The organism is Bacteroidota bacterium, from assembly GCA_008933805.1.
Classification (GTDB): domain Bacteria; phylum Bacteroidota; class Bacteroidia; order UBA8524; family UBA8524; genus SB11.
On the sequence record WBUH01000004.1, the window covers coordinates 150,474 to 166,082 of the forward strand.

The 15,609-nt window shown below is 43.4% G+C and carries 16 protein-coding genes; 9 read left to right on the forward strand and 7 right to left on the reverse strand.

The window, feature by feature from the left end; all coding sequences use genetic code 11:
* Window positions 1-20: 20 nt before the first annotated feature.
* Complete coding sequence (locus tag F9K23_05780) at window positions 21-1,049, reverse strand: AI-2E family transporter (GenBank protein ID KAB2917265.1); 1,029 nt, start codon at window positions 1,047-1,049, stop codon at window positions 21-23.
* A gap of 97 nt (window positions 1,050-1,146) precedes the next feature.
* Here F9K23_05780 and F9K23_05785 point away from each other — a divergent pair, with 97 nt between their 5' ends.
* The 6 genes from F9K23_05785 (at window position 1,147) to xth (ending at window position 6,271) form a co-directional block, all read left to right on the forward strand.
* The gene (locus F9K23_05785) at window positions 1,147-1,554 is read left to right on the forward strand and encodes a hypothetical protein (GenBank protein KAB2917266.1); all 408 of its coding nucleotides are present in this window, start codon (window positions 1,147-1,149) and stop codon (window positions 1,552-1,554) included.
* 11 nt (window positions 1,555-1,565) lie between these two features.
* Window positions 1,566-1,964, forward strand: a complete 399-nt coding sequence (locus F9K23_05790) for a hypothetical protein (protein ID KAB2917267.1) — start codon at window positions 1,566-1,568, stop codon at window positions 1,962-1,964.
* Window positions 1,965-1,990: 26 nt separating this feature from the next.
* Window positions 1,991-2,335: a carboxymuconolactone decarboxylase family protein gene (locus F9K23_05795; protein KAB2917268.1), complete on the forward strand. Its 345-nt coding sequence runs from the start codon at window positions 1,991-1,993 to the stop codon at window positions 2,333-2,335.
* A 96-nt stretch (window positions 2,336-2,431) separates the two neighbouring features.
* Entirely contained in the window at window positions 2,432-3,589 is a 1,158-nt protein-coding gene (locus F9K23_05800) for a T9SS type A sorting domain-containing protein (protein KAB2917269.1), read from the forward strand.
* A 6-nt stretch (window positions 3,590-3,595) separates the two neighbouring features.
* Window positions 3,596-5,449: an erythromycin esterase family protein gene (locus F9K23_05805; GenBank protein KAB2917270.1), complete on the forward strand. Its 1,854-nt coding sequence runs from the start codon at window positions 3,596-3,598 to the stop codon at window positions 5,447-5,449.
* A gap of 51 nt (window positions 5,450-5,500) precedes the next feature.
* Window positions 5,501-6,271 (forward strand): exodeoxyribonuclease III, encoded by a 771-nt coding sequence (gene xth, locus F9K23_05810; GenBank protein ID KAB2917271.1) that lies wholly within the window; start codon window positions 5,501-5,503, stop codon window positions 6,269-6,271.
* A 404-nt stretch (window positions 6,272-6,675) separates the two neighbouring features.
* Here xth and F9K23_05815 read toward each other — a convergent pair whose 3' ends face one another.
* Entirely contained in the window at window positions 6,676-6,930 is a 255-nt protein-coding gene (locus F9K23_05815) for a hypothetical protein (GenBank protein KAB2917272.1), read from the reverse strand.
* A complete protein-coding gene (locus tag F9K23_05820; protein KAB2917347.1) occupies window positions 6,927-7,547 on the reverse strand; it encodes an HNH endonuclease in 621 nt (206 codons plus the stop codon). Before F9K23_05820 ends, F9K23_05815 begins: the two co-directional genes overlap by 4 nt.
* Window positions 7,548-7,782: 235 nt before the next feature.
* Here F9K23_05820 and F9K23_05825 point away from each other — a divergent pair, with 235 nt between their 5' ends.
* The gene (locus F9K23_05825) at window positions 7,783-8,799 is read left to right on the forward strand and encodes a DUF4340 domain-containing protein (protein ID KAB2917273.1); all 1,017 of its coding nucleotides are present in this window, start codon (window positions 7,783-7,785) and stop codon (window positions 8,797-8,799) included.
* 48 nt (window positions 8,800-8,847) lie between these two features.
* Here the strand turns inward: F9K23_05825 and F9K23_05830 are convergent, their stop codons facing one another.
* From F9K23_05830 to F9K23_05845, 4 genes are all read right to left on the reverse strand, one after another.
* Window positions 8,848-9,612 carry a hypothetical protein gene (locus tag F9K23_05830; GenBank protein ID KAB2917274.1) on the reverse strand — a complete coding sequence of 255 codons (765 nt, stop codon included), beginning with the start codon at window positions 9,610-9,612 and terminating at the stop codon, window positions 8,848-8,850.
* A gap of 46 nt (window positions 9,613-9,658) precedes the next feature.
* Window positions 9,659-11,710 (reverse strand): tungsten formylmethanofuran dehydrogenase, encoded by a 2,052-nt coding sequence (locus tag F9K23_05835; protein KAB2917275.1) that lies wholly within the window; start codon window positions 11,708-11,710, stop codon window positions 9,659-9,661.
* Between the two features lie 355 nt (window positions 11,711-12,065).
* Window positions 12,066-12,839 (reverse strand): TIGR02757 family protein, encoded by a 774-nt coding sequence (locus F9K23_05840; protein ID KAB2917276.1) that lies wholly within the window; start codon window positions 12,837-12,839, stop codon window positions 12,066-12,068.
* Window positions 12,833-13,531: a PrsW family intramembrane metalloprotease gene (locus F9K23_05845; protein KAB2917277.1), complete on the reverse strand. Its 699-nt coding sequence runs from the start codon at window positions 13,529-13,531 to the stop codon at window positions 12,833-12,835. The genes F9K23_05840 and F9K23_05845 overlap by 7 nt, the downstream gene beginning before the upstream one ends.
* 178 nt (window positions 13,532-13,709) lie before the next feature.
* On the opposite strand from F9K23_05845, the gene F9K23_05850 reads away from it, so the two are divergent.
* Both F9K23_05850 and mreC read left to right on the forward strand, forming a co-directional pair.
* The gene (locus F9K23_05850) at window positions 13,710-14,732 is read left to right on the forward strand and encodes a rod shape-determining protein (GenBank protein ID KAB2917278.1); all 1,023 of its coding nucleotides are present in this window, start codon (window positions 13,710-13,712) and stop codon (window positions 14,730-14,732) included.
* 22 nt (window positions 14,733-14,754) lie between these two features.
* Complete coding sequence (gene mreC / locus F9K23_05855) at window positions 14,755-15,591, forward strand: rod shape-determining protein MreC (GenBank protein KAB2917279.1); 837 nt, start codon at window positions 14,755-14,757, stop codon at window positions 15,589-15,591.
* Window positions 15,592-15,609: the final 18 nt, after the last annotated feature.

Below are 15,609 nucleotides of genomic sequence, written 5' to 3' on the forward strand. Positions count from 1 at the left end.
TCTATTTATACATTTAAATTTTAGTCTTCAATCGTACGCTGTTTCTGCAAAAACTCATCGTTGTAGATACGCAACAGCAAAATAAACATGGATACCAGCAAAGGGCCGAAAATCAGCCCTATGAAGCCGAACAAACTTACCCCTATTATCACCCCGAACATGGTTACCAACGGGTGAACATCGGCCATGCGTTTTTGCAGTACCAGGCGGAAAACATTATCGATATTAATAATCACTACTGCTCCAAAAATCCAAAGGGTAATGCCCTGCCACTCTTGGCCGTTAAAATACAGGTATAAGCTAAGCGGAAACCACACAATAGTGCTTCCAATAACGGGCAGCATGGATGCAAAAGCGGTAACGGCGCCCCACAGCAAAGGGTCGGGCACGCCTAAAAATAAGTAGGCAAAAAACGCAAAAACAGCCTGTATAATAGCCAGCAACGGAATACCGATAGCGTTTGAAAGCACCATGCTGTATATTTCATTCCCTATTTTAATTACGTTTTCATCCTTCAACGGTACATATTCATACAACCAACGCTCCATATTGCGCCCCCCCGTAAGCATAAAATACAGGATAAAATACATAAGCGCCACAATCAACAGTGTATCAAACGTAGCCATTAAAATATTGGGCACTACATTGCCCAGCATTGCTGGCAATTGCTCTAGGTTTTTACTGCTCAGTATATCTGTCCCCAACAATTCGTTCACTTCTGTAACCACCACCTGAATTTTTGCCATCCATTCAGCAGGGTTGCTCAACAACACCATCAACTTATCGTATAACAGCTTTAGCAACACACCAGTGGGCAATAGGATAATAACAAACGAAAGTGCCATTATCAACAATGCCGACAGGGTTTTATTCCACCGCTTTCTCAGCGAAAGATGAAACATTAACCCCCTAAACAGTACGTAAAAAGTAACCGCCCCCAGCAAGGCAGTTAAGAAGGGATAAACCTTCCAAAAAATCAGTAAACCCATTGCTACTATGATTATCAGAAAGAAGGTTTGCCGCATCCGGCCGCTGTCTAAGTTTGCCATAATAGTGTTCTTGGGTTGATTCGTCAGTAAAAATAAATATAAAGCAACATACACAAGCCGTCCATTTAAAAATAGTGGTATTTTTGAGTAAACCGATGTGCAGGCACTACCTGCAGCCAATACCCTTATGGAAGATAATTTTAAAGACTTTTTTACCCAAACCAAACAGGTGGTAAAAAGCTATGCTGAAAAGCGCCTTGAACTACTGCGATTGCAAACCTCACTAAAAACCTCACAGGCGTTGGGTTTGTTCTTTTCGCTATTCATTGTATTTTTTATCCTGCTGTTTGTAATTGTGTTTGCCGGTATGTGGTTTTCGTTCTGGCTGGCTGAAAAAACAGGCAGCTATGCCACGGGTTTCGGCATCAGCACTGGCATTCTTGCCCTTTTGTTTTTGCTGGCTTTGGTGTTGCGCAAGCCACTAATACAAACGCCTGTGGCCAATATTGTAGCCCGCGAAATAGCCAACGACGAAGATGATTTTGACGAGGAGGAAGAACTTTAATTGTAACTGTTATGGCAAAACGTATTAAGAATATAGCCCAACTGCAACAACGCATTAATAAAGCCAAGCTTGAATGCCGCACTATGGAAACCGAACTTGATAAACGGCTGGATTATTTGCAGGATAATTACATAGGTATGGCCGCCAACTCAGCCATATACGGGTTTATTAAATCGCCCAAAAGTTTTGGTATTGCTAAAGATGTACTTACCGGAATTTGGAAAGCGGATAACATAAAAGAGTTTATAAAGAAAACGGCATTGCGGTTATTACACGCGGTTGCAGTACGCTTGGGTTTTAAAATTGTACGCGATTTTGCAGAGGGGAAAACCGGAGCAACTGAACCGCCCCCCGCTGCCGAAGAACAACCTGCCTCCAAAACCCGAAAAACAAAACAAACCAAAGAATAACACGTTATTTGCTTGAAAAAACTACTATGGGACTTGTTGAAGATTTTAACGACTACCGCACCCGCATGAACGAAGAGATTTTGGGTGCTGATAACTTGGTACTTAAGCGTCTTTTTAATTTAGATACACAAACATACGCCGAAGGCGCATTGCCTGTAGCCACCAAAGAAATGCTGGGCTTAGTAGCCAGCATGGTGCTGCGTTGTGATGATTGTGTGAAATATCATTTAGGTAAATGTTATGAATTGGGCATTACCAAGGCTCAGATATATGAAGTGTTTGCCGTTGCAAACATTGTAGGCGGAACCATTGTGATACCTCACACCCGCCGTGCCGCTGAGTATTGGAGCGAATTAGAAAAAACCACCTGAAAACGTTTATTAACCTGCTCTTTATCTGCTTATTGAGCAGGGTATTATATCTATGCAAAAAATAATATAGTTTTGTTTATCACTCAAACCACTTGTATGAAAAAAATTTACTTGTTATTCGCTTTCGCTTTAGGAACAGCTACCCTTACAACGGCTCAAATCAGCCTTACCCCAAGCAATTTCCCCACCATACCATCGGCCACCTATCAGTATACCGATTCGGGCACTGTGCCAGCGCTTAATACCGCTACCGGCAGCCTGTGGGATTTGGGCAGCGTGCAAAAGCGCGGCGGACGCAGGCAGGTAACATACACCCCTGTAAGCAATCACCCTGTGTTTACTGCTGCAACAGAACGCAGCGAAGAGTGGTCATACTTTGGCCCTTTGCCCGTACGCCAGCAAATTTACCTGCAAAAAACCAACAGCGGTATCGATGCCTTGGGTATCGGCTACGAGAAGCAAACCATCAGCTTAGGATTTATTACAGGACTAAACACCGACTCGGTTACCTTCCCTGCTCAAACGTTTGCGTTTACCCTACCGTATACTGAAATCAGTTTCCCACTCCAAAACACAAAATCGTGGGTGGCACAATCAAAAGCACACACCACTTTCAACATGAATATTTCGTTGCTGGGCTTTAACAACACCCCTTGTTATTTTGATAATTACTTTGATGCCTCGCACGAGGTAATAAGCTACGGTACCTGCCGTGTACCGTCAAAAGGTCAACCGGGTACTACGTATGATGCTTTGTTACTTAAATCAGAAACTTTGCGCGTAGATAGCTTTTATATCAGCGGTTTGCCTGCCGACCCATTTTTATTAGCCGCTATGGGGGTTAATCAAGGCGACTCGGTGCATACTTACCAATACCGCATTTTCCGTGAAAATGCCGGAATGCAACAGCTTGCCATTATTGAGTTTGAAGACGACTCATATACTACTGTAAAACGTGCTGAATACTCTGCCGAGTTTGATATGGTGTCTATCGGTGATATTGTGATTGACAACGGATTGATGGTGTATCCCAACCCAGTGGCCGGAAATACTGTATATGTTCAAGTACCTGACGGTTTTGGCAGTGCAACATTTACCCTTACCGATATAAACGGACGTACTATACCTGCTCAAGCACAAAATACAGGCGCAGGCTATACACTTACCACTAATAACCCACTTGCCACAGGCGTTTACCAATTAACCGCCCAAGGCACAACAAATACTGCTACAATAAAGTTAGTAGTTAAATAACTTTTGATGAAACAACTCCTTTTTGCACTTCTTGCCTTTTCATGTATCCGATTATCAGCACAAAAACAGGTATTGGATGTAGAAAATAATAACGATTACAGCAGTTTTGCAGCACTTGACAGTGCTTACCTTTCGCAGTTTTCTTTGTTTTTTACAGGAGAAGACCACCGTTACCTGAAGTCGAACTCGCAGCTTGAACTAAAGATGTTTAAACACCTGCACAAAACCGCAGGGGTACGCGTGTTCATGATGGAGTTCGGCTACTCGCTGGGGTATGTTGCAAACAAGTATGTGCAAACGGGAGACAGCAATGTGCTTGAACTCTTAGACAAGCACACCTTTGACGAGTATTTTGCTCTTTTTAAGGGATTGAGGGATTTTTACGACTCGTTGCCCGAAAACGAAAAGTTTTCATTGGCCTCTGTTGATTTGGAGCGCGAGCCTGTATATCCTGTAAAAATGCTAGAATCGTTGATGCCGGATAATATAGCTCCGCACGATTCAATAAAGCTGCACATTGATGCGCTGAAAGCCATCTCTGAATACCACGATTACGAATCAGAACAAAACAAAGAAGAGGAAGAGGGCGAGGAGTACGACTATATTGAAACGGTGAAACCCGGCAGCGATTCTGCCTACACCAAGGTGTATGTAAATACACGCCTCACTGTGGAGTTTGTAATAGAAAACTACAAAAAGCACAAAGAGAAATACCAAGCGTATTTGGGCAGCAACTTTGATTTGTTTGAAGCCGAGATAAAAAACATTGAAGACTATTTTGTGTACGATTCATACGAGGGTGCCGCACACCAATACATCTACCGTGAGAACTACATGGAACAAAATGTAAAACGGTTGGTGGCTCAAAATCCCGGAACAAAAATCTTTGGCCAGTTTGGTCGCTGCCACACCCAACGCAGCCGCGAGAAAGAAGATTGCAGCTATTTTTACTTCAACTCATTGGCTACACGACTAAATACTTCAGTAGGAAGCCCGTTTGAAGGTAAAGTGTTTTCGTGCGCCATCTTCTACCCTGCTATGTTTGATTTTATGGATGATAACGTAGCCATTAATGCCGGACTTGACAGTTTGATAAACAATACGGAGTTGAACACCATAGCTCTTACTGTTTTAGATAAAGACGACACCACGTTTGCACAACTTTCAAAGCGTTTTAATGCGATAATCATCAACTATAACGAGAACGATGAGAATAGTGCTGAAACCATAGAAGAAACGATGGACATTTCAAGCCTGTTTGACCCCAACAACAAAGAACGTATGATGGTTTTAGGCACCGTAGGTGCAAAAGGGATGAACATAGCTAACATCAACAACCGCCTGAACACTGATTTCAACCCTTCGGTACAGTTCTACGGTTTTGAGTTTAACTTCTCCAAAAACCGCAGTTACTCGCTAATTAACCGTTTCACTTGGTTTTCAACCGGTACCCGCGATATAAATGATTCGGCATCTATAGCACTTTCAGGCTTTTCAATCAACTTTATGTATGGCGGTGATTTGATTAAAAGCAACAACGTTGATTTTATTCTTTCAGCCGGATACGGTTACGAACGCTGGGAAATGCAAACCACCGAGCACCATACCGATGAAAGCCGCAAGGATGTTTTTGGTAGTGATAGAACTTCTACCTACGTAAATCCGGGTATGTACCTGAATGCTGCCGCCGATTTTCGCGTACACAAAGGAGGCTTTACATTTGGGGTGTATTGCGGCTACCAGCTTGATTTATCCAACCAAAAATGGAGAACAGCGGGCAAAATAAACGGCGATACCCCAAAGTTCTCACTAAGCAGTTATACAGTGGGTGCTAACATTGGGTTTAATATCCCCTTATAAAAATCAACCCTTTTCACTCAATATTATTCAAACTTGTTTTAATTTGGCATCATGGTAAAAGTTATCACCTATAACGTAAACGGTATCCGCTCTGCGGTAGATAAAACGCTTCCCGAATGGTTGCGCCAGCAAAATGCTGATATCGTTTGTTTTCAGGAAATTAAAGCGGATATGACTAAAATACCCACCGCCATTTTCGACGAGTTGGGCTATAAACATTACTGGTACCCTGCTGAAAAGAAAGGGTATAGCGGGGTGGCTATTCTTAGCAAAACCGAGCCTAAAAACGTGGTGTACGGTTGCGGCAATGAGCAGTACGATAGCGAAGGCCGTGTAATACGTGCCGATTACGACGGATACTCTGTATTGTGTGCTTACCACCCAAGCGGAACGAGTGGAGAAGATCGCCAAGCCTTTAAAATGCTGTGGTTGGAATACTTTTTACGCCATGTGAACGATTTGCGCAAAGAAATACCCAACCTTATTTTGGTGGGCGATTATAACATTTGCCGTGAGCCTATTGATATACACGACCCTGTGGGCAACAAAAACAGCAGCGGCTTTTTGCCCGAAGAGCGTGAGTGGTTTGCCCGCTTTTTAAATCACGGGTATGTGGATACTTTCCGCCATGCAAATGGTGAAATACCCCACCAATATACCTGGTGGAGTTTTAGGGCCAATGCAAGAGCCAATAACAAAGGCTGGCGCATTGATTATGTGATTGCGAACGATGAGTTGAAAGCAAAGGTGGTAGAATCTAAAATACTGCCCGATGCCAGACACAGCGACCACTGCCCCATGTACACCGTGTTTGATTTGTAGTAATCCTAATCTGTCCTTTTGGCCGTAGGGAAGAATCTTATTACGAATGTGTGAGCAAGACGGGATAGGGTGATTCGCTATCGTTCAGCATGACTGCAAACCGTCATTGCGAGGTCTCCCGAAGCAATCCCAACCCATCTATACGAACGGATTGCTTCAAAACCCAAAAGCGGTTTTTCGCAATGACGATAGTCGTATTAGCTCGATGGTTTAGAGCTTTACGACACCCCCTTGTGTTCCCCCTTATTATGGGGAAGCAACCGCACAAGTCCATTAAGCGGCCTATTTTTAGCAAAAAGTCCCCTATTTGTCCTTCTGACCGCAGGGAAGAACCTTATTACGAATGTGCGAACAGAGTAAGAGATTTGAATGCTGTTTCTGCTTTCACAGCATGGAATAAATTGTTACATCTCCATAATTGAAAGGTAATTGTCTAGTTCTTCATCCGATGAAAACTCTTTAAGCATACTACAGCTTTTATTCGCGAGAAAAGAGAACAAATCCAATATGTTCTCAAAAAGCCTAAAATGTAACCCCTCAAAGTTATAGACATAGAGAATTTTTTTATTACTAGTCTTTTCATTGCTTGAAACAAGTATGGTCTCAACCGTCTTGTTTGGGCGCAAATAATCTACTTCAATCGCCTTGAACGTGTTCATCTAATAAAAATGTGGTTATTATGATACTCCAAGAACTCACTTGCTGGCAAAAACCGGTTGGGTAAGATTATTTCCTTACCATCAAAATTCTTTACTAAACTTACTACCGAAGGCTCTTTCTCAAAGTCATTAATATATTTTGATACTTTGATCTTATAATCATTTGTAATTGTTAGCAACCCTTTGTCAAAAGCCTTATCGTGCAAAGCATTAAGGCAAATACCGTTAGTTGGGTGCAACCTGTTGGCTTTATCTTTTGCCCAAGGTACAATATGGCTTGCTACCAATAGTTCAGGAATATTAAGTCCAGTAATGGCACAACGGGTATTATATGAAACAAGTATTGTATCTCTAAAAAACTGTTGGTTTATCCGTGTTTTAACAAGTGTTTCTCTTTCTTTTCCTTCTGGTAAGTTCTTTATGTCAACTCCTGCAATTACTTCTAAAGAAGTATTCCTGTATTTTGCTATAATTTCTTCTGCATCAATACCCAGCCTATCCCAATCATTATAATACTCATTCCAAACCTCTTCGTCCAGTTTGCTGGTGTTAGTTAACCCTACTATACCTTTTTCTTTTAACGCTGGATCAAAGCTCCCAAAATTTCCAATTTTCATTTTTAGGGAGTTCGCGCTTCTACCCATTATCTGTGAGCCTTCCACTATCAACGGATGACTTGAAACCGCTTTGCTAAAGGGTACTTTACAGTAATAGTACAAGGCTACTATTGTTTGTTGCTTTGTCCACCTTTCAATTGCCATATCTTGTTTGAAGAACTGTAAATATACATTTCTTTCCAATCTCCAACCCCACCGTTTAATCCTGCGTTCTGTTTGTTAACTTTGCGCTCCGATGAAGAAGATTAAAACCAGTTTGATTGTCCTTTCGATATTGTTGGTGGCGGCTATTATTACCCTGCCGCTGATTGAATATTTTAAAAAACCGAAGCTTACTGAGCGCAAGGATTTTGCTATTGAAAATATTGCCGACATTGACAGTATTTTTTTAGTGAACCGTGCAGGCGAAAATACTTTGCTGCGTAAGCAAGCCGACGGACGCTGGACGGTAAACAACCAGTTTAATGCTGCGCCTGACAAGATTGAACGTTTGCTGAAAACCATGAACAAGCTGGAGGCAAAAAACCCTGTGGCCCAAACCGCACAACAACGCATTGTAAATGATTTGGCGGTGAGCGGTATAAAGGTGCAAGCCTTTATGAAAAACGGCGATACCAAAACCTATTACGTGGGCGGCCAAACGGCTGATGAGATGGGTACGTTTATGTATATGGACGGATCGACCATACCGTTTGTGGTGCACATACCGGGCTTTAGGGGCTACCTTACCCCCCGCTACAGCGTGAACCCCTTGGACTGGCGCGATAAAGCCATTTTTGCTACTCCTATTGATAAATTGGCCGCGGTGCAGGTTACTTACCCTGATACTGCGCAAAAATCATTTCAATTAGTGAAGGATGCTGCCAACAATTTTACAGTGAAACAAAACGGTGCGGCGGCTGCTGCTACTAAGCAAGAGTTTGCCAAGTTGTACGCTGCCCAGTTTAACAATATAACATTTGAGGCGTATTTGAGCGGCTACTCGAAGAGCTTTGTTGACTCGTTGCAGCAAGCCAAGCCTAAGGCTATAGTGGCCATTACCCGCAACGACGGAAGTACTGCAACTTTGCGCGTTTTTTACAAGCCTGTAACTTCTGACACTAAATCGTTGTATGACGACAAAGGCAATGTGCTGGTGTATGACAGTGATAATTACTTTGCGCTGATAGACGGCAGCCCTGAGTTAATTACCGTGCAGGATTATATTTTCAGGCACGTATTTAAAAGCTATAAAGACTTTGTGAAGCAATAAAAAAGGGGCGTTAAGCCCCTTTTTTATTATACGTTCTTGGTAAGAAGTTTATTTAACCGTTACCATTTCAAAGTTCAACACTTTACCTGATGGCGAGAATAAGCCAACAGTGTAAGTTCCTTTTTCAGTTAGTGAAAGGTCGTAGTAAAAAGCACTCCAATCGGGTTCACAAGTCAATTCAATAACTTCAGATTCACCACCGCCTGATTTGGTTACTTTCAATGTAAATGAGCTTGATTTCAAGCCGGCTTCGTGGCTTATTAATACTACTACTTTGGCGGCACCTTTGTTTAGTTTAAATTCTTTGCGGGCATTTATAGGGTTACCCTCTTCATTTACAGAATCGCAGAAGGTGATTTTAAACCCTTTGGCGTGTGCCTCGTCAATTTCGTCAACAACGGCTTCTTCTTCGGCAGCAACTAACTCAAGGTTACCCACAGCAAGATTCTTTTTGGCTGCGTTTTTAATAATTATCCTGTAATTGCCGGTTGACATAAAGTTTAAACCAAACAATACCCAGCTCTTTTTCTCTTCAATATCAACTACGTACTCTTCAAACTCCTCATAAGCACCGGCATCGTTTTTCTTTTCAATAGAAACTACCAATTGAGCATCGGTAATCACTTTTTTGTTGTTGGTGTACAACACATTAATTGCACCACCTTCAGTAGCAGAAATTGCCCAAACGTCAGCAGCACCAATAGGTTCGCCGGCTTCACTGGCATCTTCAACAAAATACACTTTGTTTTGGGCTATTGCCACGGTGACAGCCATAAACAAAACAAATAATAGACTAAGTTTTTTTAGGTTCATGTAAGTTGGTTTTTGTTTTTTCTCAAAAATATAAAACCCTTACCACTTAATAGTTAAGAAGCCACTCAATTTTTTCGGCCACTTTATCGGCGTTGGGCAATATTTCCTTTTCAAGCCCCATGTTTAGCGGTATGGCAGGAATATTTGCCGTGCCCAACGTTTGCACCGGAGCATCTAATTGCTGGAAACAATGATTGCTAATGCGGCCTGCGATGGCTTCGGCAAACGAGTTGCGCAGCGTTTCTTCGGTAAGTACCAATACTTTGCCGTGGCGTTTGGTAGCCTCAAAAATGGCTTCGTCGTCGCAAGGGTTCAACGTACGTAAGTCAAGTATCTCAATCTGTCCTGCGAATTTTTTAGCCGCTAACATGGCCCAATACACACCCATGCCGTAGGTAACAACCGCAACGCTTTCGCCGTTTTCTTGCATTTCAGCATCGGCGTGCTGCACTATACGGGCTTTGCCCAAGGGTATTACATAATCTTCAGAAGGTTCGGGGGTTTTGGCAGCTTCGGTACCGGGCATTTTGCTCCAGTAAATCCCTTTGTGCTCAAATACTACTACTGGGTTAGGGTCGTAGTAAGCTGCTTTCAAAAGACCTTTCATATCGGCAGCATTGCTGGGATATACTATTTTAATGCCTTTTATCTGCAAGATGCTCGATTCTACCGTGCCTGAGTGGTAAGGGCCGCCGCCGCCGTAAGCACCCGTAGGAATACGAATAACAGCACTTACGGGGTATTTACCCATAGTAAGATAGCATGATTTTGAAAGCTCGGTTACCAATTGGTTTACTCCCGGCCATATATAATCGGCAAATTGTATTTCAACAATAGGCTTCACCCCTACTGCGCTCATACCCGCGGTTGAACCTACGATATAGGCTTCTTGTATCGGGGTGTTAAATACACGGTTGTCACCGTATTTACCTGCTAAGGTGGCTGCTTCGCGGAATACACCGCCCAACCTGCGCCCCACATCTTGTCCGTAAAAAATGGCTTCGGGGTGGTTGCGCAAAATCTCGTCCATAGCAAACAAGGCGGCATCAACCATTATCACAGGGTCTTTTCCTGCGGGGCTGCGCTCGCCTTTTTCCTCGGTAATGGGCGTAGGTGCAAATTCATGCATCAACGCTGTTGAGGGGTCAGGGTCGGGTGAATTTACAGCGCGGTCAAACTCGGCAGTAATATAGGTGCGGGCATTTTCCAGCTTTTCATCCAATGATGCTTCGCTTTCGCCCAACTCAATCAATAATTTTCTAAGACGTGGAAATGGGTCGATGCTGGTGTGCTTGGCCATATCCTCGTCCGTACGGTACCATTCTTTACGTACACCTGATGTGTGGTGACCCAACAACGGCACTTTTACGTGCACTAACAAAGGTTTACGTTTTGTGCGCACATACTCAATGGCTTTACCCATTTGCTCGTAGCACTCCACAAAATCGCTGCCATCAATACGTTGACGTTTCAAGCCCTTAAACCCTGCGGCATATTCGTAGGCATCCATGGCGCGCATTTCATCGCCGCTGGCAGAGATACCCCAATCGTTATCTTGTACTAAATATAAAATCGGCAAATCAGCCAATACCGCCATTTGGAAGGCTTCGGCTACTTCGCCTTCTGTTACAGAACCATCTCCCAATGAGCAAAGCACCACCGGTTTCTCAATGCTTTGTAACAAGTTTTGCTTCTCAAGGTATTGCACCCCGTGCGCCATCCCTGTTGCAGGTATAGCCTGCATACCCGTAGCACTGCTTTGGTGCGGCATTTTGGGCATATTAGGGCGGTTTAGTGATGGGTGTGCATAGTAGGTACGGCCGCCTGAAAAGGGGTCTTCGGCTTTGGCCAACAGTTGTAGCATTAGCTCGTAGGGAGTCATACCCATACCCAATAACATACTTTCATCACGGTAATAAGGTGCTGCGTAGTCGTGGGGTTTAAGCTGCATCCCTGCGGCAAGTTGTATCGCTTCGTGTCCTTTTGAAGTTGAATGTACGTATTTGCAAATCTGGCGGTTGGCATCGTAGGTCTCAGCCATAGCGCGGGCATTGCACATCATTTCAAAAGCACGGAGCAGTATATCTTTGGTTACCATTAGGCGAAAAAAAAGAAAGCGCAATGTTAGTAAAAAATGGGGGGGATTGCGAATGTTTACCTCGTGTATTATTTGAATGGCCTTTTTGTTTTTTAAAGAGACGGTTGCAATGCTGCTTTACACAATGGCACAGGGGCTTTGGATTACTATATTAACCCTCCCTGATAACTTATTAGCTTGGCATTTTAACAGGATTGAAATCCTGTTCTGATAAGATTACCTTTTAGGGGCGGACTTAAGTCCGCTCCTAAAAGGTAATTGCCAAAGCGGTGGATTTCAATCCGCCGAAAAGCCCCCGATAACACAACTCCCAACATCCCAATAGTCGCCTTCCCTTACAAGCGAAGGCGTAATTTTAGTACTTCTCCTCTACACCCAGTGCAAAAAGAGCATAATCATACTTTACGGGGTCGGCAGGGTCAAGCCTGCGTAATTGCTCCGTTAGTTCTACGGCAGCTTGCCAATCGGCGGCAGTTCGTTTCAAAATCCCTAATCCTATCGCCACCCTGTGCACGTGGGTATCTAACGGGCATACCAGTTGTGCGGGGCTAATTTTTTTCCAAATGCCAAAATCAACCCCCATGCCATCATTCCGTACCATCCAGCGCAAAAACATATTCAGCCGTTTGCACGCTGATTTTTTTGCGGGCGTGGCCACGTGCTTCATGGTGCGCTGCGGGTAATAAGGCAAACTGAAAAACACCTTGTTGAACCCTATCAATGCTTTTTCGGTAGAGTTATCATCGGCAGTCATGTGTTGCGCAAAGGCATCCTCAAGGCTATTGTGGTTTCGGTAGTATTGAGTGAAGAACTCAATAAAATAGAGTAGGTCAGTATCGTTAAAAGTGCGGTGTACAAACCCCTCAAAACGCGTCCGTTCATGCTCGTGATGGTTAAGCAAAAAATCGTGGGGGGCATTGTCCATCCAACCCATTAGTTTTTTACAATTGGCAATAATGGTGGTTCGCTGCCCCCATGCCAGTGTAGCCGCAAAAAAAGCAGCCACCTCAATGTCCTGTTTTTTTGTAAACAAATGCGGTATACAAACAGGGTCGTTTTCAATAAACGCAGGGCGGTTGTATTGGGCAACTTTGGTATCTAAAAAATCTTTCAGCTTTTGGTTTACCAAGGCAAGGCTTTTTTAAACGGCGACCCGTTTTGGTGAATACGGATGGCCCTGAATGATAAAAACAAAGCAACTACCAACGATACCATAGCACCTATGGCAAGGTTGGGGTAATTATTAAGCATGAGTAGAAAATCGTAGGTGCCGTGAAAAAACACCGCCCCAAGCAATCCCAACAAAATATATCCTGTACGGAAATCGGGCTTAAACTTGGCCATGCCCACAAAGTAACCCATAATTACGGCAAACGATGCGTGAGCAGGAACAGCGGTAAGCATTCGCAGCAGTGCAGTAGCATAATTACCTGTGCCTTCCATAAAAACATACAGTACGTTTTCAAGCGTGGCAAAGCCCATGCTAATCATTACGGCATACGTAATTCCGTCGAAAGGCTCATCAAAAAAAGGTTTCCGGTAAAAACGGCGTAAGAAAATAAACTTGGCTCCTTCTTCGGCAAAGGCCACCGTTACAAACGCATACAAAAATGTATCAGTAACACTGCTGCCGCCATCCAAAAAGGGAACTTTGGACAAACTTACCGACGCTATAACGGCAGGAATTGTGCTAACAATTCCCAATACAAATGCCCACACCAATTGGCGAAAAGGCTCGCGGTCGTACCTGTCCTTCAAATAAACAAACAAGGCGATGGCAATACCCGGACCAATGGTGAGTGCCAATAGCAAAATATCCATTTGTGCTGCAAGATACCAAAAAACCGATAACAGGCGGCAAGCCTTATGTTGTCGCCATTTGCCTGTTTTGCACACAGATTGCAAAAATATATTTGCAACATTGGGCAATTGATAAAAAAGTAGTGTTATTTTGCAGGTTCTTAAAATACGTGGGCACTTTTACAGCAGAGATTTTTGGATGAACCCTTTTAGCTTTTTAACGCAAGAATTAGCCATAGACCTGGGTACCGCAAATACCCTGATTATTACCAGAGATAAGGTAGTAGTTGACGAACCGTCGATAATAGCAGTACATCGCGGCTCCGGTCAGGTGGTGGCTATTGGCAACCAAGCCATGCAAATGCACGGCAAAACCCACGAAGACATTAAAACTATCCGACCGCTAAAAGACGGTGTAATTGCCGACTTTAACGCTGCTGAGCAGATGATACGCGGGATGATAAAAATGATAAACCCCGGCCGTAAACTTTTTACCCCCAACCTTCGCATGGTTATTTGTATCCCTTCAGGTATTACTGAGGTGGAAAAACGTGCTGTAAAAGACAGTGCTGAGCGTGCAGGCGGTAAAGAGGTGTACATGATACACGAGCCAATGGCTGCTGCAATTGGTATCGGTATAGATGTATCAGAGCCGATGGGTAACATGATTATTGATATTGGCGGAGGTACTACCGAAATTGCGGTAATTGCCTTGGGCGGTATTGTGTGCGACCAAAGTATACGTGTGGCAGGTGATGAATTTACTGCCGATATTATGGATTATATGCGTCGCCAACACAACCTGTTGGTAGGTGAGCGTACTGCTGAACGTATGAAAATTGAAGTAGGCAGTGCTTTGAGCGAATTGGAAAACCCACCCGAAGATTTTGCGGTTAACGGCCGTGACTTGATGACGGGTATTCCTAAGCAGATAAAAGTTAACTACTCTGAGATTGCTTTGGCGTTGGATAAATCCATCTCAAAAATTGAAGAAGCTATTTTGAGGGCGTTGGAATTAACCCCGCCTGAACTTTCAGCCGATATTTTCCAAACAGGTTTATACCTAACCGGCGGCGGGGCGTTGCTTCGCGGCTTGGACAAACGTATTGCAGCGAAAACAAAGCTACCTGTGTATGTTGCTGATGATCCGCTTAGGGCGGTAGTTAGGGGCACCGGTATTGCCTTGAAAAACGTTGACACATTTAAGTTTTTAATGACTTGATGAAAGGGGGTAGGATAGTACCATGCGCAACCTGCTGCTGTTTATAGCCCGCTACCATTTGTTTTTCATTTTCTTACTGCTACAAGGTATTTCGCTTTTTCTTATCGTACAGCAAAACTATTATCAACGTGCTGTATTTGTAAACACTTCTAACCAAGTTACAGGCCAGTTTTACCAACGGGTAAGTGATGTAAAGGAGTATTTTAGCCTGCGCACCGTAAACGATGCCCTTGCTGCTGAAAATGCCCGCCTGCGCGCACAGTTAAAAGAATCTCAATACGTAGATACCAGTAAATTCGGGATAAAAGAAGACACTACCCTGCATCAAAAGTACACCTACATTGATGCCGACGTAATACGTAACACCGTAAACTTTAAAAACAACTACTTAACCCTTAACAGGGGTAGCAAGCACGGTGTAATTGAAGGGATGGGTGTGATAAGCAGCGAAGGCGTAGCCGGTACTGTTTACAAAGTATCAACAAACTTTTGCACGGTAATTTCGTTATTAAATACAAATACTCGCATCCCACCCAAAATAGAAGGCAACGATTATTTTGGTACCCTTACGTGGGATGGTAAAGACCCCCGTTTTGCTTCGTTGGAACAAATAAACATGCACGTGCCTGTGAAAGAAGGGCAACGTGTGGTTACTAGCAACTACAGCAAGATTTATCCTGAGAATATTCCCATTGGTACTATTGAAACTAAGTACGTGCCACCGGGTGAAAACTTTTATAAAATTAAGGTTCGCCTGTTCACTAATTTTGAAACATTACGCAAGGTGTATATTGTGAAAAACCTATTACAGGCAGAGCAAGACACTTTGGAAAGAAGGAGCGACATTGACCCCAGGTAGTATAATACGGTACACATT